This window comes from Streptomyces sp. CB02056 (assembly GCF_001905545.1).
GTDB lineage: Bacteria > Actinomycetota > Actinomycetes > Streptomycetales > Streptomycetaceae > Kitasatospora.
Map to the genome: position 1 here is coordinate 115,381 of NZ_LIPD01000004.1, position 21,285 is coordinate 136,665.

The window sequence follows — 21,285 nt, forward strand, 5'->3', positions numbered from 1 at the left end:
CGGATGGCATCTCTGGTACGACATGTGACGATCGATTGCGGCGACGCGCACGCCCTGGCCTCCTTCTGGGCGCAGGCGCTGGACGGCACCCTGGGCGAGGACGACAACCCGTGCGACGAGGAGGCGGTGGTGAACTCCGCCGGCGCCTCGCTGCTCTTCATCCGGGTGCCCGAGGGCAAGGCGGCGAAGAACCGGGTCCACCTCGACCTCCAGCCGCAGGACCGCAGCCGGGACGAGGAGGTGGAGCGCCTGGTCGCCCTCGGGGCGACCGTGCTGGCGGACCACCGCCTCCCGGACGGCAAGGGCTGGGTCACCCTCGGGGACCCGGAGGGCAACGAGTTCTGCATCGAGCGCAGCCAGGCCGAGCGGATCGCCACCGGGAGCGCCTGACCGGTCGGATCAGTCCGGCCACTCGCCCATGGCCGCCCGCCAGGTCCACGAGGACTTGCGCGGGCGGCCGTTCAGTTCCCCGCGCCCGGTGCACCAGAGCAGGACCTCCGCCGGGTGGGCATCCGGCTCCCGCGGTGCGTGCGGGAAGAGCCGGTCGAGCGCGAAGCGGCACGGTTCGGCGGGCGGCTGCCAGGGCAGGCCGAGGCCGCGGGTGATGTCGTGGGTGTGCAGCAGGGTCTCGGCGACGCCCATCGCGGCGAAGCCGAGCGGGTCGCAGGGCCCGTGGTGGTAGGCGCGCAGCTCGGGCGGGGCGGCGTCCAGGGCGGTGGCGAGGAGGTGCCCGGCGGCGGTGACCACGGTGAGCACCTGGGCCGGGTCGGCCTCGGGCCGGACGGTGAGGTCCAGCGGCAGGTAGCGGTCGCGGGGGCGGGCGGCGAGCTGGCCGGCGTAGGCGAGCAGGTCGTGGGCGATGTGGGCGGCGGTGTCGCGGCAGCTCCACTCCAGGAGCCCGGCGGGGGCGTCCCAGTCGCGGTTCCCGGTGTGCGGGGCGAGGACGGCCAGGGCGGCGTGCAGGGCGGTTCGTACGGCGTCGCCGTTGGCGGTTGGTACGGCGTCGCCGTTGCGCATGACCACTCCTTCGACGGGGCGTCCGGGGTGTCCGGGGCGTCACACGATAGGCCCAGTGCCCCGGCTCGCGCCGGGAGTTCATCCGATAATCGGTCCTGTCCGGCGCGTCCGGCGTCCGGCGTCCGGCGCCCTGCGATCCAGCGTCCCGCGGTCCGACGCCGCCCCACCCGCGAGCACCCAGGCAGGTACCCATGGCCAGAATCGCCGTGATCGGCGCCGGCGGCACCATCGGCAGCGCGGTCGTCAGGGAGGCGGCGGCGCGCGGGCACGAGGTCACCGCGGTGGTCCGGGACCCGGACCGCTACCGGGGCGCGGCCGCCGCCGTGGAGCGCGCGGACGTGCTGGACCCGGCGGACGTGGCCCGGGTCGCGGCCGGCCGGGACGTCCTGGTGAGCGCCGTCGGCGGCGGCGACGGCCCGGGCCACCAGGCGCTCGTCGAGCCCGCCGCCCGCTCCCTGGTCGAAGGCCTGCGCACGCTGGGCGGCGCGGCCCCCAGGCTGATCGCGGTCGGCGGGGCGGGCAACCTGGAGACCGCGCCGGGCGTGCGGGTCTGGGACGCCCCGGGCCTGCCGGAGCCGCTCCTCCAGATCATGCACGCCCACGGCGCGGCGCTGGACTACTACCGGACGGTCTCCGACCTGCGCTGGACGGTGCTCAGCCCGGCCGCCGAGATCGGCCCGGGGGAGCGGACCGGCCGCTACCGCACCGGCCTGGACCAGCTGCTCACCGATGCCGAGGGGCGGAGCCGGATCTCGGTGGCGGACTACGCGGTCGCCCTGGTGGACGAGATCGAGCAGCCCGAGCACATCGGCGAGCGGTTCACCTGCCGCTCCCTGTGAGGGCTGTGAGGGGTCCGGCAGGCGGGGCGTTCGAAGGTGAGGGGTTCACCCCAGCTGGATCGAGCGCTTGGCCAGGCCCATCCAGAACCCGTCGATGACGCTGCGCTGGCTGTCCAGGTCGGCCTCGCCGGCGCCGAGGGTGACGAACAGCGGGGCGAAGTGCTCGGTGCGCGGGTGGGCCAGGCGTCCGGCCGGGGCCTTGTGCTCGAAGTCGAGCAGCGCGTCGAGGTCGTGGGCCTCCAGGGCGCGCCGGCCCCAGTCGTCGAACTCGGCCATCACCGAGGTGATCCGGCCGTCGTTGCTGAGCGCCCGCAGGTTGTGGGTGAAGAAGCCGCTGCCGACGATCAGCACGCCCTCGTCGCGCAGCGGGGCGAGCTTGCGGCCGATCTCCATCAGCCGCTGCGGGTCGAGGGTGGGCAGCGAGACCTGGAGCACCGGGATGTCGGCGTCCGGGTACATCTCCACCAGCGGGACGTACGCGCCGTGGTCGAGCCCGCGGTCGGGGATGTCCTGGACGGGCGTGCCGGGGGCGCGCAGCAGCTTGCGCACGCGCTCGGCGAGGTCCGGCGCGCCGGGGGCGGCGTACCGGACCCGGTAGTAGTGCTCGGGGAAGCCCCAGAAGTCGTAGACCAGCGGGACGGTGGTGACGGCGCCGAGGGCGAGCGGGGCCTCCTCCCAGTGGGCGGAGACCATCAGGACGGCCTTGGGCCGGGGCAGGTCGGCGGACCAGGCGGCCAGCTCGCCCGGCCAGACCGGGTCGTCGGCCAGCGGCGGCGCGCCGTGCGACAGGTACAGGGCGGGCATGCGCTCAGGGGCCGCGGTGCTCATGGCGTCCTCCTCGGGGCCGTTCGACCGGCAGGTAGTCCGACAGGTAGTTCAAATTTGAACCTTTACGGAACCGACGGTACACCTTCGTTCGAATTTGAACAACAGGAGTAGGCTTCACCCCATGTCCACACTGAACGAACCCCGCTGGCTGGACCCGGACGAGGCGGCCGCCTGGCGGGGCTTCGTCGTCGCGAGCAACCTGCTGAACCGGCGGCTGGAACGCCAGCTCAAGGACGACTCCGGACTCTCCCACCAGCAGTACGAGATCCTGGTGCACCTGTCCGCCGCCCCCGGCGACTCGCTGCGGATGACCGAGCTCGCCGACAGGCTGGTCACCTCCAAGAGCGGCCTGACCTACCAGGTCACCCAGCTGGAGCGGGCCGGCCTGGTCGCCCGCCGCTCCTGCCCCAGCGACGTGCGCGGCGTCATCGCCGAACTCACCGACCAGGGCCGCGAGGCGCTGCGCCAGGCCGCGCCCGGGCACGTCGCCCTGGTGCGCGAACTGCTGATCGACGTGCTCAGCCGCGAGCAGCTCGCGGTGCTCGCCGAGGGGCTCGGCGCCGTCAGCGCCCGGCTGCGCCAGGACGAGACCCCGTAGGACCGGCCCCGCCGACAGCCGCCACCCGGGCCCAGGGCCCGCACCTGCGAGTGGAAGTCCGCCCAATCCATCGCATCTGCGAATGCTCCGGCCACTGCTCGGGTACTCCTCCACCCGGGCCGCGGAGCCGTGGCCCGGGAGGAGGGAGCACCCATGACCCCGGCGAGACCCACCGTCCGACTGCACGGCCACCTCGACCGCCCCGCCGAGCTGACGGTGGCGCAGCTGCGAGCCCTCCCCGCCCGCCGGGTCGAGGTCAGCTTCGACTGCCGGACCGCGGGCGAGCAGCGCCACGGCTACGAGGGCCCGGCGCTGCTGGACGTGCTGCGCGCGGCCCGGCCCCGGATCGACTTCTCCGGCCGCAAGCAGCGGCTGCGCTTCCTGCTCTCGGTGGCCGGCGCCGACGGCCACCGGGCGGTGGTCTCCTGGGCCGAGATCGACCCGGACTTCGGCGGCCAGCAGATCCTGCTCGCCACCAGCATGGACGGCGCCCCGCTGGACGCCGCCGGTCCGCAGCTCGTCGTCCCCGGCGACCACTGCGGCGCCCGCTACGTCAGCGCCGTCACGGCCGTCTGGCTCGGCCCCCTCGGCGACCCGGCGCGCCCCACCGCCTGACGCCCGGGCGCCCGCCTCGCGCGCGTGCGGCCCCGGCCCCGAGGCCGCACGCCGGAAGGGGCCGGACGGCGGGTCGAAAACACTCGCCGGAGCCGGGTTTCCGTGCCAACATGCCCCATATGGGGACGATTCTGCACGGCACCTTGGTCACGCTCCGCCCGGCCACCGGCGACGACATCCCGGCGCTGGCGGCCATCCGCGGCACGCCCGAGGTGTTCGAACGCTGGCGTGGCGGTGACGACCTGGCCGACGAGGTCGCCAACGACCTGGAGTCGCCCGGCACCGAGACCTTCGCGATCGACCTCGGCGGCAAGGTGGTCGGCGCCATCCAGTGGTACGCCAACAACGACGACGAGTACCGGCACGCCGGGATGGACCTCTACCTCGACCCGACGGTGCACGGCCTGGGCCTGGGCACCGACGCCGTGCGCACGATGGCCCGGTACCTGGTGCACGACCACCACTACCACCGGCTGGTGATCGACCCGGCCGCGGACAACCTCGCCGCGATCCGCTGCTACACCAAGGTCGGCTTCCGCACCGTCGGCACCATGCGCCAGTACGAGCGCGGGCCGGACGGCACCTGGCACGACAACCTGCTGATGGACCTGCTCGCGGACGAACTGCTCGAAGGCTGAGGCGCCCGCGCCGTCCCCGACATCAGCCCCGCGCCGCTGCCCGGCCGGTCCGGGGCCGCCCCCCGGCCTCAGCCCCGCGCCGTCCCCTACGGGCAGCCGCAGGAGCGCCGGACCACCAGCTGGGCCGGGAAGGTGCGGGCGCCCTGGGCGCGGCGCTCCGGCCCGCCGAGGACCAGCTCCACCGCGGCCCGGGCCATCTCGTCCTGCGCCGTGGTGACGGTGGTCAGCGCGGGCCCGGCGATCACCGCCTCGGCGATGTCGTCGAAGCCGGCCACCGCGAGGTCCTCCGGCACCCGGATGCCGAGGTCGTCGGCGGCCCGCAGCAGGCCGATCGCCTGGTCGTCCGTCGTGCAGAACACGGCGGACGGCCGGTCGGGACGGGCGAGCAGGGCGAGCGCCTCGGCGTGCGCCCGGACCCGGTCGAACGGCGCCGGGGTGAGCCGCCCCTCGGTGGGCAGCCCGGCCTCCTCCAGCGCGGCGAGCCAGCCGGCCGTCCGCCCGGTGACCGGGTCGTGCGGGCTGAGCGCGAGGGTGCCGCCGAAGCAGTGCACCTCGGCGTGCCCGTGCCCGAGCAGGTGGCGGACCACCTCGCGGGCGCCGCCCTGGTCGTCCGCGACCACGGCGACGCCGCCGGTGCTCTCCGCCCGGTGGTGCAGCAGCACCACCGGGGTGCCGTCGGCCACGTCGAAGCCGGTCAGCCCGGGGGTGGCCGGGTCCTGGGTGACCAGGACCAGACCGTCCACCTGCATCCCGAGGAAGGCGCGGATGTAGTGCGCCTCGCGCTCGTCGGCGTAGTCGGAGTTGCCGATCAGCAGCAGCCGGCCGTGCTCGGCGGCGGCCTGCTCGACGGCGTGCGCGAGCCCGGCGAAGAAGGGCTGGCGGGCGTCCGGGACGACCATCCCGAGCAGGTCGGTCCGCCGCCGGGCCATCGCCTGGGCGACCCGGTTCGGCCGGTAGCCGAGCTCCTCGACCGCCGCGAGCACCCGCGCCCGGGTCGCCGCCGCCACCGGCCGCGGCCCGTCGTTGATCACATAACTCACGACCGCCGTGGACGTCCCCGCCACCCGCGCCACATCGTCCCGTGTCACCCTCGCCATGACCGTTGAGCCTACACAGCCCCTCCGACCAGCGTCTTTGCCGAGTCTCGGGCCCGCCCGATCGGCCCTCTGCGGTTGCGCCCCGGCCGCGGCCGCCCGGAGGGTGGCGGGACAGGCGGCACCCGCAGCCGCCACCGCCGACCGTGGAGCAGGCCGATGAACAGGCCGATGGGCGCGCCGCCGCACCGGCGGGCCGTCCGGCGCACGCGCCCGGCGGCCCGGCCGCGGGTCCGCGTCCACGCCCGGGCGCGCGGCGCGGGCACCGCCCCCCGGCCGAAGGTCAGGCCCTGGCGCGCGTACGCCGTGGTGGCGGCGATCGTGCTGTCCGTCGTCGCCGGGCTGCTGCTCTACCTCGACGAACGCTCCAGCCGCGGCCGCGTCCAAGTGGTCGGGACGGTGCCCGGCCCGGACTTCCTGGAGGTCGACGTGACGCTCCAGCGGGTGGACGCGGCGGCGCAGACGCTCACCGCGAAGGTCCTGGTCCACCCGCACGGCGCCCTGGAGCAGCCGGACAGCCTGCTGGTCCCGGCCCGGGACGTGGTGCTGGAGACCACCTCGCTGGAGCAGACCGTGCTCAGGTACCCGGCCGGGCAGCAGGTCGCCTCCGGCGCGGTGGCGTTCAGCCTCCTCGACGGCCGGGTCACCGACTACCCCTTCGACCACTACCACGCGCTGATCGGCTTCCAGGCCACCGCCGGCGGGCAGCCCGTCCCGGTGGTGATCGGCGTGGAGGAGGCCGACCCCTTCTTCGTCTTCAAGCAGGCCGAGCAGCAGAGCGAGGGCGGCGCCGTCGTGGTGACCGAGCGGATCAGCCGCTCGCGCAGCACCTTCATCCTGGCCTGGTTCATGATGGCCGCGATGTGGGCGCTGGCGCTGTCCGTGCTGGTGGCGGCCTGGCTGATCGTCCGCCAGCGGCGCGGCATCGTCTGGCCCGCCCTCGGCTGGATGGCGGCCACGCTGTTCGCCCTGGTCGGCATGCGCAACGCCGCGCCCGGCAGCCCGCCGATCGGTTCGCTGCTGGACTACGCGGCGTTCTTCTGGGCGGAGCTGCTGGTCGCGGTCGGCCTGACCATGGTCGTGGTGCGGGGCGCCCGGATCGAGGGCGGGCACAAGGAGTAGCCCGGGCGCACGTGTCCGGCGGCCCGGCCACTCGGCTCAGGGGGTCAGAGGTTCAGGGGTTCAGGGGTTCGGAGGCTCCGAGGCTCAGGGGTTCAGGCGTCGGGCACGACCACCGTCAGTGAGGTCTCCTGGAGCCGGAAGCCCAGCGACTCGTAGACCCGGCGGGCCGGGTTGCCCTCGGACACCACCAGCGTCACGTCGGCGAGCCCGCGCTCGGCGGCGTCCCCGACGGCGCGGCGCAGCAGGTCGGCGCCGAGGCCGCGGTAGCCGCGCTCCGGGTGGCGGAAGACGTCGCCGATCCAGGGCAGGCCGTCGCGGTCGGTGAGGATCAGCCCGGCGACCACGCGGTCCTCGGCGTCCACGGCGAGCAGGCTGGACGGCAGCACCGGGCCGATGACCTCGCCCTCCAGCAGCGGGGTGATCCGCTCGGCCACCACCCGGGCGTCCTCGCCCGGGTAGAAGTCGACGTGGTCGGGGGCGAAGGCGGCCCGCCAGGCCTCGTACAGCTCCTCGGGCGCGCGGTCGCAGGGCACCGCGCGCAGGCCCTCGCGCAGCGGCGTCCCGGCCCAGTCGGCGGGCGGGGGGTCGGCGCGCAGGTCGCGGCGGAAGGTGTGGGCGTGCCGCAGCACCCGTGCGCCGTGCGCCACCAGCTCCTGCCCGAGCCCGGGCGGGCCGGAGACCACCCAGCCGGGCAGCTCGGCCCGGACGAACGCGGCGGCGTCCACCGACTCGTCCAGGACCTCCAGCAGGTCGGCCCAGGGCCGGCCCTCCCGCTCGTCCAGCAGGTAGCGCAGCACCGGCTCGCCGTCGGTACCCCGCCTGACCACCCAGTCCTCGGCCATGGCCCACCCCACAATCGCGTGATCGTTCGTCGGCGGCCATGTTCACCGAGGCCCCGCCGTCCGGCAACCGGTTATTTCCGGCCACCACCGCGTCGGGCCGGCACCGCATCAGGCAGTCACCGGGTCAGGCCACCACCGCGGCCCGGACGCAGAGCACGTCCGGCAGGTGGGAGACCAGCAGGGACCAGCTCTCGCCCTCGTCCCGGCTGCCGTACACGTCGCCGGTCCGGTTGCCGAAGTAGATCCCGGCCGGGTCGGCGTCGTCGGTGCGCAGGGCGTCGCGCAGCACGATGCCGTAGTGGTCCTCGCCGGGCAGGCCGTGGGCGAGCTGCTGCCAGCTGGTGCCGGCGTCGGTGGTGCGGAAGACCCGGCAGCGGCGGCCGGGCGGGATGCGGTCGTCCGAGCCGCCGAGCGGGAAGACGTAGGCGGTGTCGGCCCGGCGGGGGTGGGCGGCTACGGCGAAGCCGAACTCGGCGGGCAGGCCGTCCACGATCGAGCGCCAGCTCGCGCCCCAGTCGTCGCTGCGGTAGACGCCGCCGTGGTTCTGGAGGTAGAGCCGGTCCGGGTGGACCGGGTCCGGGGCGATCTTGTGCACGCACTGGCCGAACTCCGGGTACTGGCTCTCCTCCGGGAGGAACTCGGCGCGCAGGCCGGTGTTGGAGGGCTGCCAGCTGTCGCCGCCGTCCTTGCTGCGGTAGACGCCGCCGCTGGAGACGGCGACCAGCAGCCGCTGCGGGTCGCGCGGGTCGGTCAGGATCGTGTGCAGGCCCTGGCCGCCGTAGCCGGCGCCCCACTGCGGCCGCTGCGGGTGGTTCCAGAGCGCCTCGACCAGCGCGAAGGTCTCGCCGCCGTCGGTGGAGCGGAACAGCGCGGCGGGCTCGGTGCCCGCGTAGACGACGCCGGGGGCCTCCGCCCCGGCTGGCTGGAGCTGCCAGACCCGGGTGAGCGAGGCGCCGGTGGACTCCGGGAAGCGGATGGCCGGCCGCGGGGGCTCGTACCAGCTCGCGCCGAGGTCGTCGGAGCGCCAGATCGACGGCCCCCAGTGGCTGCTGTCGGCGCCGGCCAGCACTCTGGTCCGGCCGTCGCGGCGGTCGACGGAGACGGAGTAGATCGCGTTCATCGGGAAGTGCGGCCCGCTGAACTCCCACGTCAGCCGGTCGCGGCTGCGGCCGAGAAAGAGGCCCTTCTCGGTTCCGACGGCCAACAGCACCTCGGTCATGTCTCACACCACCTGGTCACGAGCAACGGCCCCCCGGGACGGCCCCCGAGTGCCAGTGTCCCGCCGTCCACCAGTGGTCACATCTCGCCGCGCCGACCGTCCGGGGGCCGTCCGTGCCGGGGGTGCCGCTACCCCCGGCAGTCCTCCAGCAGCCGCAGCCAGACCTCGCTGATCGTCGGGTACGAGGGCACCGCGTGCCAGAGCCGGTCGATCGGCACCTCGCCGACCACCGCGACGGTCGCCGAGTGCAGCAGCTCGGCGACCCCGGGGCCGACCAGGCAGGCGCCGACGATCACCTGCCGGTCCAGGTCGAAGACCACCCGGGCCCGGCCGCGGTATTCGTCGGCGTACAGCGAGGCCCCGGCGACGGAGCCGATCTCGTGGTCGACGGTCCGCACCCGCAGTCCGGCGGCCTCGGCGGCGGCCCGGGTCAGGCCGACGGCGGCGACCTCGGGCTGGGTGAACACCACCTGGGGCGCGCCCGCGAGGTCGGCGGACGCGGAGTGCGCGCCCCAGCGCGAGGTGTCCAGCGGGCGCCCCTCGGCGCGGGCGGCGATCGCCGCGCCGGTGATCCGGGCCTGGTACTTGCCCTGGTGGGTGAGCAGCGCCCGGTGGTTGACGTCCCCGACGGCGTAGAGCCACGCGCCGTCCACACCCTCCGCGCCGTCCACGCCGAGCACCGTGCAGCTGTCGTCCACCTCCAGCCAGCCGCCCGGCTTCAGGCCGACCTGCTCCAGCCCGATGTCGGCGGTGCGCGGGGCCCGGCCGGTCGCGTACAGCACCTCGTCGACGGTCAGCGTCCCGGTCCCGCCCCGGCCGTCTTCGTGCTGGCCGTCCCCGCCCTTTCCGTCCCCGTTCCGGCCGTCCCGGGCGGCGAGGGTGAGGGTCACCGGCCCGGAGCCGTCCGCCCGCTCCAGCGCGGTGACCTCGGTGCCGAAGCGGAGGTCCACCCCGGCCGCCCGCAGGCCCTCCGTGACCAGCTCGCCCGCGAACGGCTCCATCCGCGGCAGCAGCCCGTCACCGCGGACCAGCAGCACCACCTCGGAGCCGAGCGCCCGCCAGGCGGCGGCCATCTCCACCCCGACCACCCCGCCGCCGACCACCGCCAGCCGCCCGGGGACGGTCTGCGAGCCGGTCGCCTCCCGGTTGGTCCACGGGTGGGCCTCGGCGAGCCCCGGCACGTGCGCGGGCAGCACCGGGCGGCTGCCGGTGCACACCGCGACGGCGTGCCGGGCGGTGAGCACCCGCTCGCTGCCGTCCTCGGCCTCCACCGTCACCGTCCGCACCCCGGCCAGCCGGCCGTGGCCGCGCACCAGCTCGATGCCGGTGCCCCGCAGCCACTCCACCTGGCCGTCGTCCTTCCAGTCGGAGGTGAAGGAGTTCCGCCGGGCCAGCACGGCGGCCGGGTCCAGCCGCCGGTCGCCGACCGCCTCCCGGGAGCCGGCCACCGCGCGGGCGTCGGCCAGCGCGGCCACCGGCCGCAGCAGCGCCTTGCTCGGCATGCAGGCCCAGTACGAGCACTCGCCGCCGACCAGCTCGGCCTCCACGATCACGGTGCGCAGCCCGGCGGCGACCGTCCGGTCGGCCACGTTCTCGCCGGTCGGACCGGCCCCCAGGACGATGACGTCGTACTCCTCGGCGGTGCTGGTCATGCCCTGTCCTCCGTCGTCTCGATGGCCGCCCCGGCCCGCCGGGCGGGGGCGGCGGGCGTGCGCCCACGGGTGTCGAGCGGCCGGTCGCGCCCGACCCCGGGCCCGCCGCTGCCGCCGGCGGTTCCGTACCCGAGCGTGACCCGGACCGCCCACCGCGGCCACTTCTCGCGCCGGTCGCGCGAGCGCGGGACGCGTGGGGCGAGAAGGGAGCGCGGGGTGAGCGGGGCGCGGGAGCCGAGCCGGGCACGCCGCGGGCCGACCGGCCCCGGACCGCCGTCCGGCCGGAACTCCGGCACGGCGTCCGGCGGTTCGGTCCGGCTGGGCTGCTCGCGCACGGGTGCTCGCTCCTCGCTCGGGTACGGCGTGGGCCCCATCCTGCCGGTCCGGGCGCGGTTGCGCGACGGACGGACACGCCGAGGGCGCCGTGGGACGCACCACCGGGCACGGACGGGACAGGGCGGGGAGCCGGACCGGCGGGTTCAGAGCGCGGCGAGCTCCGCCAGCAACGCCGCCGTGTCGGCCGGGCGGGAGAGCATCGGCCAGTGCCCGGTGGGCAGTTCGCGCAGCTCCCAGTTCGGCCCGGACATCCCGGCGAAGTACGGGTGCCCGGCGGCGATCAGCTCGCGCACCTGGGAGAGCGGGAAGGAGCAGGAGACCAGCGCCTGGGGCAGAGCCGCCCCGGCGCCGGTCAGCCGCAGCCGGTCCCGGAACGCCCCGGCCGGGTGCGGGGTGGAGCGGGAGCGGATGGACGCGAGGGCGGCCTCGTCCAGCCCCGCCGTGCTCGTGCCCTGCTCGCCCAGGTACTCCCAGGACGGCAGCGGGAGGCGGCCGTCGACCACCGAGGCCTCGGCCGTCTTCTGGTAGTCGGGCTGCCAGAGGTCGTACACCGACGAGCCGTCGATCAGCGGGCCGCTGTCCAGGTAGACCACCCGGCGGATCCGCTCCGGCATCCGGTCCGCGAGCCCGCCCACCGGGGCGCAGGCGCCGCTGTGGGCGACCACGACGACATCCGACAGGTCCTCCCGGACCAGCAGCCCGGCGAGGTCGGCGATGTGGTCCTCCAGGCCGAACTCGCCCTCCTCGCTCGCGCGTTCGCCCACTCCGGGCAGGCTGACGGCGTACACCCGGTGCCCGGCCGCGCGCAGCGGCGCGGCCACCTCGTCCCAGGCCCAGGCGCCGATCCAGAATCCGGGGACCAGTACGAACGTGCTCATGGCGGATCGCTCCTTCGTCGGTGGGAAATCCGGGGAGGCCGCGACGAGCCGTGGACGTCTCGACGGGCGGCCCGCGAGGGGCTCCATCGAGGCGGGGCCTCCTCCACCGCCGACTCTAGGATCGGATCCGGACAGAAGTCGCCCGGATTTCCGCCGAGGAAAGGAGGACGCGCGATGGAACACCCGGTCAGCCGCGTCCTCGCCCTGCTGGAACTGCTCCAGGACCGCCCCGGCCTGACCGGCGCCGACCTGGCCGCCCGGCTCGACGTGGACGAGCGCACCGTCCGCCGCTACGTCTCCCGGCTGACCGAACTCGGCATCCCCGTCGAGGCCGACCGCGGCCGCTACGGGGGCTACCGCCTGCGGCCCGGCTACCGGCTGCCGCCGCTGATGCTCACCCCGGACGAGGCCGCCTCCGTCGTGCTCGGCCTGCTGGCCGGCCGCAGCTCCGGCCTGTCGGTGGGGGAGGAGGCCACCGGGACGGCCCTCGCCAAGATCCAGCGGGTGCTGCCGCAGCCGCTGCGCGAGTGCGTGGCGGCCGTCGAACAGACCCTCGGACTGACCGCCACCCCCGCCACCGGCCCCGGCCCGGCCGCCGCCGCGCTGTTCACCCTGGCCGAGGCGGCCCGCCGCCGTCGCCGGGTGCGGCTCGCCTACCGGGACCGGGAGGACCGGCCCAGCGAACGCGACTTCGACCCGTACGGGCTGGTCTTCCACTCCGGGCGCTGGTACACCACCGGGCTCGACCACCGCAGCGGCGAGCCGCGTACCTTCCGGCTGGACCGGATCACCCGGGTCGAACAGGGTGAGGCCGGCTTCGAGCCGCCGGAGGACTACGACCCGGTCCAGCGGGTGGTGGAGTCACTGGCCGGCGCGCCCTGGCGGCACCGGGTGGAGGTCGAACTGCGGACCACCCTCGGCGAGGCCCGCCGCCGACTGCCGCCCGCCGTCGGCACGCTCACCGAACTCGCCGAGGACCGGGTGCTGCTGCGGGCCCGGGCGCAGAACCTGGACGGCGTCGCGGTGCTGCTGGCCGGCCTCGGGTGGCCGTTCACCGTCCGGGAACCCGCCGCGCTGCGCGCCGAGGTGCGGGCGCTCGCGGACCGGCTCGCCGCCTGGGGCGCCGAGCCGTCGTGACTGCGGGTGCGGCGGCGGACGGCCCCGAGGAGCGGGGAGCGGGCATGCCGAGGGCCCGGGGAGCTTCGACTCCCCGGGCCTTAGGGCCTGTCTTCGGACGTCCGGATCAGGCCTGGCCGCCGGCCGCCCGCTCCTCGGCGACCTTGCGCTTCACCTCGGTCATGTCCAGCTCGCGGGCCTGGCCGATCAGGTCCTCGAACACCGCCTCCGGCAGCGCACCGGGCTGCGAGAAGACCAGCACGCCCTCACGGATGATCGCCAGCGTCGGGATCGACTGGATGTCGAACGCGGCCGCCAGCTCCTGCTGCGCCTCGGTGTCCACCTTGGCGAAGACCAGGTCCGAGTGGCGCTCGGCGGCCTTCTCGTACACCGGGGCGAACTGGCGGCACGGCCCGCACCACCCGGCCCAGAAGTCGATGAAGACGAAGTCCTTGCCCTCCGGGCCCGGGACGATCTCGTCGAAGTTCTCCTTGGTCAGCTCGACCGTGTTGCTCATCTCGTGATTCCTTCCCTTCCGGACGTGGCGGTTCAGGCCATGTGCCCGCCACAACCGTCCCGGTCGGCGGGGTATTCCGGCGGCGTTCCGGCGGTTGCCGGAGCCAGGGAGTGAGCAGCCGGCGGCCGCCGCCCGTACGGAAGGGTGTCCGGTCCGTTCCGACCCCTTCCCCCCGAGGGAGGCACCCCATGCGCAGCACACTCCGCACCCGGCGGACGCTCGCGCTGACCGCGTCCGGCATCGCGGCGGCCGCCCTGATCGCCGGCTGCGGATCGTCCGGCGGCTCCTCCGGTCCGTCGAGCAGCCCGAGCAGTCCGGGCACCCCGGCGGCCGTCACCCTGCAGACCGCCCAGGACCCGAAGCTGGGCACGATCGTCACCGACAGCGCGGGCTTCACGCTCTACCGCTTCGACCAGGACCGGAACAGCCCGCCGGGGTCCTACTGCAACGGCAGCTGCGCCGTCATCTGGCCGCCCGAGCACGCCGACGGCAACGGCAACGTCACGGTGAAGGGCATCGACAGCAAGCTGGTCGGCACCGTCACCCGCGACGACGGCACCAAGCAGGTCACCCTGAACGGCTGGCCGGCCTACCGCTACTCGCCGGACACCAAGCCCGGCGACACCAAGGGCCAGGGCGTGGCCGGCACCTGGTTCGCACTGACCCCGACCGGCGGCAGGGCGGGCGCCGCGAACTCCGGCCCGATGAACCCGACGCCCGGCACCCCGGCACCGGGCAACCCGACGCCCAGCACCCCGGGCTACTGACCGGCTCCGATGACCGGTCCCGATGACCGGCTCCGACCGCCCTCGCCCAGGAGGCCCGGGTGCGCAACGATGAAGTGGTGACCGAGGAGCACCCCGTCGGCCGCACCGGCGGCCACGACACGGGGGCGCCGGACGAGGACCTGATGCGCGCCCTGTACCAGGAGCATGCCGGTCCGCTGTTCGGGTTCGTGCTCCACCTGGTCGCCGGGGACCGGCAGCGGGCCGAGGACGTCGTGCAGGAGACCCTGCTCCGCGCCTGGCGCAACATCCACCGGCTCGACCCGGAGGCCGGCTCGCTGCGGCCCTGGCTGGTCACCGTCGCGCGGCGGATCGTGATCGACGGCCACCGCGGCGCCATGGCCCGGCCGCGCGAGGTGGACGCCTCGGCACTGGAGCAGCTGCCCGCCGAGGACGAGATCGACCGGGCGCTGCGGATGATGACCGTCGCGGACGCGCTCGGCGACCTCTCGCCCGTGCACCGGGAGATCATCGTCGAGACCTACCTGAAGGGCCGTACGGCCAACGAGGCGGCCGCCGAACTCGGCATCCCGGCCGGGACGGTGCGCTCGCGGGTGTTCTACGCGCTGCGCTCGCTCAGGCTCGCGCTGGAGGAACGGGGAGTGACATCGTGACCAGGCACCCCGACCGCGACCCCACCCCTGACCCCGACCGGGTGCCTGGTGGCCCGGTGCACGTCGACGCGGGCGCGTACGTCCTCGGCCTGCTGGAACCCGTCGAGCGCGCCGCCTTCGAGCAACACCTCGCCGACTGCCCGCAGTGCGCCGAGCAGGTGACCCAACTCGGCTCGGTGGAGCCGTTGTTGGCCGAGTACGCGGCCACCGCGCGGGCGGCCGGAACGGACCCGGCCGGTCCCGCCCCGCAGCCGGACCCCCGACTGCTGGACCGGCTGGTCGCCGAGGTCGGCGCCACCCGGCGGCGGGGCCGGGTGCGGCGGCTGGTGCTGGCCCTGGCCGCCACCGCGATGGTGGCGGCCGGCCCCGCCGTCACCGCCGCGGTGCTCACCGCCGACAACACCCCGGCCGTGGTCGCGGTGGCCGAGCAGTTCAGCGCCACCGACCCGGGCACCGGCGCGCACGCGACCGTCGGCCTGGACGGCACCACCTGGGGTACCCAGGTCAGCCTGCAACTCTCGGGCGTTCAGGGCCCGTTGACCTGCCGACTGGTCGCCGTCTCGCACACCGGCGAGCAGCAGACGGTCACCACCTGGTCCGTCCCGGCGGGCGGCTACGGCAACGGCGGCGGGAGCGGCGACGGCACCGTGCGCACCACCGGCGGCGCGGCCTTCCGACTGGCGGACATCGACCACTTCGAGGTCCGCGTCCAGGACGGCGGCGCGCTACTGGTCGCGATCCCCGTACACCACCCCTGACCCCCAGTGGATCGTGTACGACTCCAATCGCTCCACCCGGGCCGCGCCCCGGACACCCGGCCAGTACGGGCTCGGCTCGCCGCCGCCGGTCATGTGCTCCCGACCCCAGATCCGGCTCCAGCCGGTCCGCAGCGCCGGCTCGAAGCTGTGCCACCGCCCGCAACCGCAGGGCTTCAGCACCCGCGCGCAGCAGCGGCACAGCTCGGCCCGGCCGTGGCCGTGACCGTCGCCGCGGTCGTCACCGGGGCCGGTCGGGAGCGGCACCGGCGGGCCCTGCTCCCCGCAGGCCGGGCACCCGGGCAGTTCGGCGCCGTCCAGCAGCGCGTTCTGCCGCCGGACGTAGTCGGGCAGCCGCAACGGCGGGTGCAGGAACGGGTCGTGCTCCCAGGCCGCGTTCGGCGACCCCCACCAGCGCACGTGCCACCAGGCCGTCTCCGGAGGCAGCCGCCGCCCGGCCCGCTTCTGCGCCCGGCGTTGCTCCGCGTACTCCTCGGCCCTGGCCCGCCACAGCTCGCGCGCCTCGTGCAACTCGTCCACCGCGCGGACCAGGGCGTCCGGGTCGGCCTCCAGGAAGCGCGGAATCCGGGCGCTGACGGTGAGGTGGTGGTACGTCGCCCGCAGGCCGTACGGGGCGAAGCGGGTCAGGCAGGTGCGCAGCGCGCTGTGCCGCCGGTACGGCGGGAGCGAGGCGTCGTGCACCCGGGCCCGGTGGGTGTGGAAGCTGGTCATGACGGCGGCTTCAGGTCCGGGGCCGGGTCCAGGTCCAGGGCTCGGGCGAGCGCGGCGGTGACGGCGGCGGCGTGCCCGGGCAGCTGCCGCTCGGCCCAGCCCGCCGCGAGCGCGAGGAAGTCGCGCAGATCCCGCTCGACTCCGGCGAGCAGCCGGCGCAGCTCGTCCACCGGCAACTCGACCACCGGGCCCTCGTCGCCCTCGGCGTCCTGGGTCAGCCGGACCACCCGGCCGACGCACTCGGCCCGGGCGTCGGGGTCGTGGCCGAACCAGGCGGTGCCGGACCCGTCCGTGACGTTCAGCCACTCGCGCCAGTCCTCCAGCCCGTTGCAGCAGCCCGGCCTGAAGACGGCGCCGGTGGCGGAGTCGGCCACCACCAGCCCGCCGGGGGCGTACGGGTGCGGCTCGGTCGACAGCGCGTGCAGGAACGCGCCCAACGGGTCCGCCGGCCGGGGACCGCGCCCCTCGGCCTGCCCGGGGTCGGGCTCGACGTCGTTGCAGTCCGCCAGCCGCCACACCGCCGTGCCCACCTCGTCCGACGTCAACCGCCCGTCCAGCGCGAGATCCCCGTACGGCCCGAGCTCGGCCGTCGGCCAGAGCGTGAAGCCGTCGGAGGCGAAGATCTCCAGGACCGGTCGCATCGACATCATCCGCCGATCATCCCGAACACACCCCCGCCCCGACCAGCCGTTTTACGCCCCACCCCCGCCCTGGACCCAGCCGGCCTCCGCCACCACCTGCTCGGCCTCGGCCACCCACCTCGCGGCTGCCGTCCAACCGGCCCGCCCTCCGACCGGCCTCCGCCATCGCCTGGGCGGTCTGCGCGATGACGGTGGTGGCGAGCGGGGGTGTGCCGGGGGGATCGGGGGGTTGATGGTGCTGGGGCGCTGGTCAGGTGGCCTGGGCTGCGATGCGGGTGAGGACGCGTCCGCAGTGGTGGGCGAAGGCGCGTTGGGCGAGGGGGAGGAGTGGGCCGGCGAGGCGGGCGTACCAGGCGACGGGGCGGCTGAAGGCGGTGACGGAGAAGCGGACTTCGCCGTCGGGGGTGAGTGCGACCAGGAAGGTTTCCTCGCCCTGGGCCAGGTGGCCGGTCCTGGTGCCGTAGGTGAAGCCGTACCGGTCCGGGCCGTCGACCGTGGCCAGGACCCGGTTGGGGGCGCCGGCCCGCAGGGGGCCGAGGCCGATGGCGCAGTGCACGGCGACGCCGGGGGCGGCGCGGTCGGCCGACGCGTCGATGCGGACGCCCGCGAGCCGGTGCATCCGCCAGTCGAGCAGGGCGGCGCCGGCGGCTTCCAGGGCGGGGCGGCCGTGGCCGATGAGGGCGCTGTGCCGCAGGTGGTTGTAGCCGGCGGGGAGGTGGCCGGTGCGGCTGGCGCCCTGTTCGGGGTAGCTGTAGTCGTTCATCGGGGGGTCTCCGTCGTGTCGGTCCGGGTGGCGTCGGTCCGGTCCGCGGTGATCCGGCGCCAGGCGAGCAGCGCGCAGAGGGCGAAGCCGAGCGCGTTGCCGACGCCGTGGGTGGCGGCCATCCAGGTCAGGGTGGGGTGGGGGAGTCCGGCGGCCCGGCCGAGTGCCCACCACAGGGCGAGCAGCATGGTGAGCGAGAGGACGGCCGAGGAGGCGGCGAGCAGCCGGGCGGTGGTCCGGTCGCCGCTGCGGGGGCGCAGGTCGCGCCAGGTGACCAGGCCGACCAGCCACATTCCGGTGGTCAGGACGGCGGCTCCGGCGAACTGCCACCAGTTGCCGAGGAAGTACCCGGCCAGCACCAGCAGGGTGCCCGCCGGGACGCTGAGGGCCGCGCAGCGGGCCGGGGCGGAGCCCGGGCGGGCGGCGCGGCAGACCAGTCCGGCGACCAGGGCGGCGGTGAATCCGGCGTAGTGGAAGTGCGGGACGGTGAGCGCCAGGATGTGCGGTTCGAAGCCGAACAGCGGGTAGCCGGAGCGTTCGGCGACCAGGGCGACCCCGGCGACCGAGGGTGCGGCGAGCGCGGTGAGCACCGCGACCTCGGCGGGTGCGAGCGAGCGGGTGCGGGCCAGCCGCAGGGGGGCGTGCAGGGCGACGGCCAGGGTGCCGAGCGCGTAGAGCAGGGCGCAGCCGGTGGCGAGGCCGCCGCCGCGGGGCAGCCAGAGCGAGAGCGCGCCGGGGACGGCGGCGAGCGGCCAGAGCCGGCGGATCCGGGCGAGGCCGGGCTCGTCGACCAGGGCGAGGCCGAGCGGGACGACGGCTCCCATGCCGAGCAGGATCAGCAGGTCGACCAGTTCCGTGGTGCCCGGGCCCATCGCGGACACAGCCGTCGTGAGCGAAGCCATCGTGGACACACCCCCTTGAACGCGTTCAAATAGCTTGCGTCGCCGACTCTACGCGGCCGAGTTGAACGTGTTCAACTCAGCGCCGATGTCGCCCCCGATGCCGCCCGGACCGGCTGGCCTGGTGTTCACGGTGGGTGCGGCGCACTCTGGAGGGGTAACCGATGGAGGTGATCCGCCATGCAGACTCTGGTCGGTTGGCACATCGAGATGGAGTTCCGCGAAGAGGGGGCACGGACCAGCGCCGCCGCACTGCTGCGGCTGCGCGACGGGAGCGAACTGCGCGCCCACGGCTACAGCAGCCGCCACCCCTCGGACCCGGAGCAGCTGAGGGTGGGCGAGGAGATCGCGGGGGCCCGCGCGCTCAACGAGCTCGCCTCGCAGCTGCTCACCAAGGCCCATGCCGAGATCCAGGAGGTCAGTCCGGTCCCGACCCACCCGCTGTCGTGACCTCCGGCCCGCTGCCAGCAGTCGCGTCGAGGTGCCGGAAAGCGCCGAGTGCCGGGGCAGACCTTCTCAAGGCCCCGGCACTCGACGGAGGTTGACGACCGGACGCGACGGCCCGTCAGTTGACGCAGTAGGTGGCCGGCGGTAGCCACTCCGGCCCGACCAGCCGCTGTTCCAGTTCGTTCAGCGTGATCCGGATGCCGACCGTCCCGGCCAGCCCCACCCGGAACCGGCTGCGGGCGAGCGCGATCAGCGCCGTCAGGCCGTACTTGTTGATCAGCGAGGTGCGGTAGCGGGCGGTGTCGTCGGCGTCGCAGAGCCGGGCCCGGGCCGGGATCCGGCGGCCGGTGGGGCGCCCGTGGGCGTCGCAGGGGCCGATCAGCACCCGGGGGTGGCGGCGGATCCGTTCGGCCTCGCCGGAGTGGGCCGGGGTCCAGACCCCGAGGGCCGTGCCGTCCTGCACCACCCAGAGCTGTGACTCCAGCCGGCTGCCGTCCTCGCCGAAGGTGGTGAGCAGGAGGTACCTGCTGTCGGCGATCCGGTCGGTCGGGTCGACCTGGTCGGTCCGGTCGCTTCGGTCGGTTCGGTCGTGCACCTGTCCTCCCTGTGCCATCGGGGGGTGCGGGTCAGTGCCCGTGGCCCTCGGTGATCTCGTGGAACTCCTCGGCGGTGGGCTTGGGGATCCGGCCGCCCTCGCCGTGGAACCCGCGGGAGAGCCGGGTCCGGGTGCGGGTGAGCACCCCCGCCGGGCGGGCCACTCCATTCTCGTCCACGGGGGCGGGCAGTTCGAGGGGGCGGGGCTGTTCGTGCGCCGTGAGCCGGTGCAGTTCCCGCGGCGTGAGCCGGGCGTGCACTTCGGTGAACTCGCCGTGCGGCAGGCGCTTGATGACACCCGTCTCGCGGCCGTGCAGCACCTTCTCCCTGTCGCGGCGCTGGAGGCCGAGGCACCAGCGCTTGGTGAGGATGAAGACGGCGACCGGGACGGCGAAGAAGCCGACGCGGGCGGCGTACGTGATGGAGTTGAGCGACAGGTGCAGGTGGGTGGCGATCAGGTCGTTGCCGCCGGCGGCCAGGGCCACCAGGTAGAGGCTGATCCAGGCGGCGCCGAGCGCGGTGCGGACGGGCGCGTTGCGCGGCCGGTCGAGCAGGTGGTGCTCCCGCTTGTCGTCGGTCACCCAGTTCTCGATGAACGGGTAGACCGCGATGGCGCCCAGGACGAGCGGGAACAGCGCGAACGGGATGAGCACCCCGAGGTTGAGGGTGTGCCCCCACAGTCCGATCTCCCAGCCGGGCATGATCCGGATCAGGCCCTCGGCGAAGCCCATGTACCAGTCGGGCTGGGCGTCGGTGGAGACCTGGTCGGGACGGTACGGGCCGTACGCCCAGATCGGGTTGACGGTCGCGATCGCGGCGGCCAGCGCGACGATGCCGAAGACGAGGAAGAAGAACCCGCCGGCCTTGGCCAGGTAGACCGGCATCAGCGGCATGCCGACGACGTTCTTCTCGGTCCTGCCGGGGCCCGCCCACTGGGTGTGCTTGTGGTAGAAGACCAGGATCAGGTGGGCCACCAGCAGGCCGAGCATGATGCCCGGGATCAACAGCACGTGGATGGTGAAGAACCGCGGCACGATGTCGTGGCCGGGGAACTCCCCGCCGAACAGGAACATCTGGATGTACGTGCCGACCAGCGGCACGGCGAGGATCGAGCCCTCGATGAACCGGATGCCGGTGCCGGAGAGCAGGTCGTCGGGCAGGGAGTAGCCGAAGAAGCCGTCCAGCATGCCGAGGAAGAGCAGCAGGAAGCCGAACACCCAGTTGATCTCGCGCGGCTTGCGGAAGGCGCCGGTGAAGAACACCCGCATCATGTGGACGAACATGGCGGCGACGAAGACGATCGCCGCCCAGTGGTGGATCTGCCGGATCAGCAGGCCGCCGCGCACCTCGAAGCTGATGTCCACGGTGGAGGCGTAGGCCTCCGACATCGGGACGCCCTTGAGCGGCACGTACGAGCCGGCGTAGACCACCTCGCCCATGCTGGGCTTGAAGAACAGCGTCAGCCAGACACCGGTCAGGATGATGATGACGAAGGTGTAGAGGCAGATCTCGCCCAGCATGAAGGACCAGTGGTCCGGGAAGATCTTCCGCAGGTTCGCCCTGGCCAGGGAGTAGATCCCCAGCCGGCCGTCCGCCCAGTCGGCGGCCCGCTGCCCCCGCCCAGGGCTCTGATTCCGGGTCATGTGCACGCACCTCGATCCGAAGGAAGCGGGGAGGAGTCCCCGATTCGCACTGGTGCCCACGATAACCGGGGGGTAATCCCCATTTCCATTCGGGGTGGTCG

26 protein-coding genes are annotated in these 21,285 nt (G+C 74.7%); 11 read left to right on the top strand and 15 right to left on the bottom strand.

Going from position 1 to position 21,285, the window contains the following annotated elements:
* The first annotated feature begins 3 nt into the window (after positions 1-3).
* Entirely contained in the window at positions 4-390 is a 387-nt protein-coding gene (locus AMK13_RS12460) for a VOC family protein (protein WP_049654752.1), read from the top strand.
* Positions 391-399: 9 nt separating this feature from the next.
* Here the strand turns inward: AMK13_RS12460 and AMK13_RS12465 are convergent, their stop codons facing one another.
* Positions 400-1,017 carry a maleylpyruvate isomerase N-terminal domain-containing protein gene (locus tag AMK13_RS12465; protein WP_074002272.1) on the bottom strand — a complete coding sequence of 206 codons (618 nt, stop codon included), beginning with the start codon at positions 1,015-1,017 and terminating at the stop codon, positions 400-402.
* Positions 1,018-1,208: 191 nt separating this feature from the next.
* Between AMK13_RS12465 and AMK13_RS12470 the strand changes: the two genes are divergently transcribed.
* Positions 1,209-1,856, top strand: coding sequence for an NAD(P)-dependent oxidoreductase (locus AMK13_RS12470; protein ID WP_074002273.1), 648 nt, complete (start codon positions 1,209-1,211; stop codon positions 1,854-1,856).
* 45 nt (positions 1,857-1,901) lie between these two features.
* Here the strand turns inward: AMK13_RS12470 and AMK13_RS12475 are convergent, their stop codons facing one another.
* Positions 1,902-2,684 (bottom strand): dioxygenase family protein, encoded by a 783-nt coding sequence (locus AMK13_RS12475; protein WP_074002274.1) that lies wholly within the window; start codon positions 2,682-2,684, stop codon positions 1,902-1,904.
* 130 nt (positions 2,685-2,814) lie between these two features.
* Here AMK13_RS12475 and AMK13_RS12480 point away from each other — a divergent pair, with 130 nt between their 5' ends.
* From AMK13_RS12480 to AMK13_RS12490, 3 genes are all read left to right on the top strand, one after another.
* Complete coding sequence (locus AMK13_RS12480; RefSeq protein ID WP_074002590.1) at positions 2,815-3,282, top strand: MarR family winged helix-turn-helix transcriptional regulator; 468 nt, start codon at positions 2,815-2,817, stop codon at positions 3,280-3,282.
* Between the two features lie 153 nt (positions 3,283-3,435).
* Positions 3,436-3,897, top strand: coding sequence for a molybdopterin-dependent oxidoreductase (locus AMK13_RS12485; RefSeq protein WP_074002275.1), 462 nt, complete (start codon positions 3,436-3,438; stop codon positions 3,895-3,897).
* A gap of 119 nt (positions 3,898-4,016) precedes the next feature.
* The gene (locus tag AMK13_RS12490; RefSeq protein ID WP_049654760.1) at positions 4,017-4,535 is read left to right on the top strand and encodes a GNAT family N-acetyltransferase; all 519 of its coding nucleotides are present in this window, start codon (positions 4,017-4,019) and stop codon (positions 4,533-4,535) included.
* 86 nt (positions 4,536-4,621) lie between these two features.
* Here the strand turns inward: AMK13_RS12490 and AMK13_RS12495 are convergent, their stop codons facing one another.
* A complete protein-coding gene (locus AMK13_RS12495; protein WP_049654763.1) occupies positions 4,622-5,632 on the bottom strand; it encodes a LacI family DNA-binding transcriptional regulator in 1,011 nt (336 codons plus the stop codon).
* 156 nt (positions 5,633-5,788) lie between these two features.
* On the opposite strand from AMK13_RS12495, the gene AMK13_RS12500 reads away from it, so the two are divergent.
* Complete coding sequence (locus tag AMK13_RS12500) at positions 5,789-6,751, top strand: DUF4436 family protein (protein ID WP_107418726.1); 963 nt, start codon at positions 5,789-5,791, stop codon at positions 6,749-6,751.
* A 92-nt stretch (positions 6,752-6,843) separates the two neighbouring features.
* Here AMK13_RS12500 and AMK13_RS12505 read toward each other — a convergent pair whose 3' ends face one another.
* The 5 genes from AMK13_RS12505 to AMK13_RS12525 all read right to left on the bottom strand — a co-directional run bounded on the left by AMK13_RS12505 (position 6,844) and on the right by AMK13_RS12525 (position 11,678).
* Positions 6,844-7,593 (bottom strand): GNAT family N-acetyltransferase, encoded by a 750-nt coding sequence (locus AMK13_RS12505; RefSeq protein ID WP_074002276.1) that lies wholly within the window; start codon positions 7,591-7,593, stop codon positions 6,844-6,846.
* A 124-nt stretch (positions 7,594-7,717) separates the two neighbouring features.
* On the bottom strand, positions 7,718-8,812 hold the full coding sequence (locus AMK13_RS12510; protein ID WP_074002277.1) for a WD40/YVTN/BNR-like repeat-containing protein: 1,095 nt from the start codon (positions 8,810-8,812) through the stop codon (positions 7,718-7,720).
* A gap of 128 nt (positions 8,813-8,940) precedes the next feature.
* Positions 8,941-10,464 carry a dihydrolipoyl dehydrogenase family protein gene (locus AMK13_RS12515; RefSeq protein ID WP_198959339.1) on the bottom strand — a complete coding sequence of 508 codons (1,524 nt, stop codon included), beginning with the start codon at positions 10,462-10,464 and terminating at the stop codon, positions 8,941-8,943.
* Positions 10,461-10,799: a hypothetical protein gene (locus tag AMK13_RS12520; protein ID WP_074002278.1), complete on the bottom strand. Its 339-nt coding sequence runs from the start codon at positions 10,797-10,799 to the stop codon at positions 10,461-10,463. The genes AMK13_RS12515 and AMK13_RS12520 overlap by 4 nt, the downstream gene beginning before the upstream one ends.
* 144 nt (positions 10,800-10,943) lie before the next feature.
* Complete coding sequence (locus tag AMK13_RS12525) at positions 10,944-11,678, bottom strand: alpha/beta hydrolase (RefSeq protein WP_074002279.1); 735 nt, start codon at positions 11,676-11,678, stop codon at positions 10,944-10,946.
* A 174-nt stretch (positions 11,679-11,852) separates the two neighbouring features.
* Here AMK13_RS12525 and AMK13_RS12530 point away from each other — a divergent pair, with 174 nt between their 5' ends.
* Positions 11,853-12,815 carry a helix-turn-helix transcriptional regulator gene (locus AMK13_RS12530; protein WP_074002280.1) on the top strand — a complete coding sequence of 321 codons (963 nt, stop codon included), beginning with the start codon at positions 11,853-11,855 and terminating at the stop codon, positions 12,813-12,815.
* Positions 12,816-12,921: 106 nt separating this feature from the next.
* On the opposite strand, the gene AMK13_RS12535 is transcribed toward AMK13_RS12530, so the two are convergent.
* Complete coding sequence (locus AMK13_RS12535) at positions 12,922-13,311, bottom strand: thioredoxin family protein (protein WP_049655132.1); 390 nt, start codon at positions 13,309-13,311, stop codon at positions 12,922-12,924.
* 188 nt (positions 13,312-13,499) lie between these two features.
* Between AMK13_RS12535 and AMK13_RS12540 the strand changes: the two genes are divergently transcribed.
* Genes AMK13_RS12540 through AMK13_RS12550 form a run of 3 tightly spaced genes read left to right on the top strand, consistent with a single transcriptional unit; the run spans position 13,500 to position 15,468 of the window.
* A complete protein-coding gene (locus tag AMK13_RS12540; RefSeq protein ID WP_074002281.1) occupies positions 13,500-14,078 on the top strand; it encodes a hypothetical protein in 579 nt (192 codons plus the stop codon).
* A 59-nt stretch (positions 14,079-14,137) separates the two neighbouring features.
* A complete protein-coding gene (locus AMK13_RS12545) occupies positions 14,138-14,710 on the top strand; it encodes a sigma-70 family RNA polymerase sigma factor (RefSeq protein ID WP_079272079.1) in 573 nt (190 codons plus the stop codon).
* Entirely contained in the window at positions 14,707-15,468 is a 762-nt protein-coding gene (locus AMK13_RS12550; RefSeq protein ID WP_107418727.1) for a zf-HC2 domain-containing protein, read from the top strand. The genes AMK13_RS12545 and AMK13_RS12550 overlap by 4 nt, the downstream gene beginning before the upstream one ends.
* Here AMK13_RS12550 and AMK13_RS12555 read toward each other — a convergent pair.
* The 4 genes from AMK13_RS12555 to AMK13_RS12570 form a co-directional block, all read right to left on the bottom strand.
* A complete protein-coding gene (locus tag AMK13_RS12555) occupies positions 15,436-16,197 on the bottom strand; it encodes a hypothetical protein (RefSeq protein ID WP_074002283.1) in 762 nt (253 codons plus the stop codon). The genes AMK13_RS12550 and AMK13_RS12555 overlap by 33 nt on opposite strands.
* Positions 16,194-16,847 carry a hypothetical protein gene (locus tag AMK13_RS12560; protein ID WP_074002284.1) on the bottom strand — a complete coding sequence of 218 codons (654 nt, stop codon included), beginning with the start codon at positions 16,845-16,847 and terminating at the stop codon, positions 16,194-16,196. The genes AMK13_RS12555 and AMK13_RS12560 overlap by 4 nt, the downstream gene beginning before the upstream one ends.
* A gap of 241 nt (positions 16,848-17,088) precedes the next feature.
* Positions 17,089-17,601 (bottom strand): DUF1990 family protein, encoded by a 513-nt coding sequence (locus AMK13_RS12565; RefSeq protein ID WP_074002285.1) that lies wholly within the window; start codon positions 17,599-17,601, stop codon positions 17,089-17,091.
* Positions 17,598-18,503: a YndJ family protein gene (locus tag AMK13_RS12570; protein ID WP_241852857.1), complete on the bottom strand. Its 906-nt coding sequence runs from the start codon at positions 18,501-18,503 to the stop codon at positions 17,598-17,600. The genes AMK13_RS12565 and AMK13_RS12570 overlap by 4 nt, the downstream gene beginning before the upstream one ends.
* A 177-nt stretch (positions 18,504-18,680) precedes the next feature.
* Here AMK13_RS12570 and AMK13_RS12575 point away from each other — a divergent pair, with 177 nt between their 5' ends.
* A complete protein-coding gene (locus AMK13_RS12575) occupies positions 18,681-18,950 on the top strand; it encodes a DUF1876 domain-containing protein (protein WP_049655118.1) in 270 nt (89 codons plus the stop codon).
* A 115-nt stretch (positions 18,951-19,065) separates the two neighbouring features.
* Here the strand turns inward: AMK13_RS12575 and AMK13_RS12580 are convergent, their stop codons facing one another.
* Together AMK13_RS12580 and qcrB are read right to left on the bottom strand one after the other, a co-directional pair.
* Positions 19,066-19,542 (bottom strand): PPOX class F420-dependent oxidoreductase, encoded by a 477-nt coding sequence (locus tag AMK13_RS12580; protein WP_074002287.1) that lies wholly within the window; start codon positions 19,540-19,542, stop codon positions 19,066-19,068.
* Between the two features lie 31 nt (positions 19,543-19,573).
* Positions 19,574-21,184, bottom strand: a complete 1,611-nt coding sequence (gene qcrB, locus AMK13_RS12585) for a cytochrome bc1 complex cytochrome b subunit (protein WP_074002288.1) — start codon at positions 21,182-21,184, stop codon at positions 19,574-19,576.
* Positions 21,185-21,285 lie beyond the last annotated feature (101 nt).

Bases quoted from the DNA above. Each gene is read 5' to 3' on its own strand.
- AMK13_RS12525 (WP_074002279.1), bottom strand. From the start codon at position 11,678: ATGAGCACGTTCGTACTGGTCCCCGGATTCTGGATCGGCGCCTGGGCC.
- AMK13_RS12505 (WP_074002276.1), bottom strand. From the start codon at position 7,593: ATGGCCGAGGACTGGGTGGTCAGGCGGGGTACCGACGGCGAGCCGGTG.
- AMK13_RS12540 (WP_074002281.1), top strand. From the start codon at position 13,500: ATGCGCAGCACACTCCGCACCCGGCGGACGCTCGCGCTGACCGCGTCC.
- AMK13_RS12465 (WP_074002272.1), bottom strand. From the start codon at position 1,017: ATGCGCAACGGCGACGCCGTACCAACCGCCAACGGCGACGCCGTACGA.
- AMK13_RS12530 (WP_074002280.1), top strand. From the start codon at position 11,853: ATGGAACACCCGGTCAGCCGCGTCCTCGCCCTGCTGGAACTGCTCCAG.
- AMK13_RS12490 (WP_049654760.1), top strand. From the start codon at position 4,017: ATGGGGACGATTCTGCACGGCACCTTGGTCACGCTCCGCCCGGCCACC.
- AMK13_RS12535 (WP_049655132.1), bottom strand. From the start codon at position 13,311: ATGAGCAACACGGTCGAGCTGACCAAGGAGAACTTCGACGAGATCGTC.
- AMK13_RS12470 (WP_074002273.1), top strand. From the start codon at position 1,209: ATGGCCAGAATCGCCGTGATCGGCGCCGGCGGCACCATCGGCAGCGCG.
- AMK13_RS12510 (WP_074002277.1), bottom strand. From the start codon at position 8,812: ATGACCGAGGTGCTGTTGGCCGTCGGAACCGAGAAGGGCCTCTTTCTC.
- qcrB (WP_074002288.1), bottom strand. From the start codon at position 21,184: ATGACCCGGAATCAGAGCCCTGGGCGGGGGCAGCGGGCCGCCGACTGG.
- AMK13_RS12475 (WP_074002274.1), bottom strand. From the start codon at position 2,684: ATGAGCACCGCGGCCCCTGAGCGCATGCCCGCCCTGTACCTGTCGCAC.
- AMK13_RS12460 (WP_049654752.1), top strand. From the start codon at position 4: ATGGCATCTCTGGTACGACATGTGACGATCGATTGCGGCGACGCGCAC.
- AMK13_RS12570 (WP_241852857.1), bottom strand. From the start codon at position 18,503: ATGGCTTCGCTCACGACGGCTGTGTCCGCGATGGGCCCGGGCACCACG.
- AMK13_RS12485 (WP_074002275.1), top strand. From the start codon at position 3,436: ATGACCCCGGCGAGACCCACCGTCCGACTGCACGGCCACCTCGACCGC.
- AMK13_RS12515 (WP_198959339.1), bottom strand. From the start codon at position 10,464: ATGACCAGCACCGCCGAGGAGTACGACGTCATCGTCCTGGGGGCCGGT.
- AMK13_RS12575 (WP_049655118.1), top strand. From the start codon at position 18,681: ATGCAGACTCTGGTCGGTTGGCACATCGAGATGGAGTTCCGCGAAGAG.
- AMK13_RS12495 (WP_049654763.1), bottom strand. From the start codon at position 5,632: ATGGCGAGGGTGACACGGGACGATGTGGCGCGGGTGGCGGGGACGTCC.
- AMK13_RS12560 (WP_074002284.1), bottom strand. From the start codon at position 16,847: ATGATGTCGATGCGACCGGTCCTGGAGATCTTCGCCTCCGACGGCTTC.
- AMK13_RS12565 (WP_074002285.1), bottom strand. From the start codon at position 17,601: ATGAACGACTACAGCTACCCCGAACAGGGCGCCAGCCGCACCGGCCAC.
- AMK13_RS12555 (WP_074002283.1), bottom strand. From the start codon at position 16,197: ATGACCAGCTTCCACACCCACCGGGCCCGGGTGCACGACGCCTCGCTC.
- AMK13_RS12500 (WP_107418726.1), top strand. From the start codon at position 5,789: ATGAACAGGCCGATGGGCGCGCCGCCGCACCGGCGGGCCGTCCGGCGC.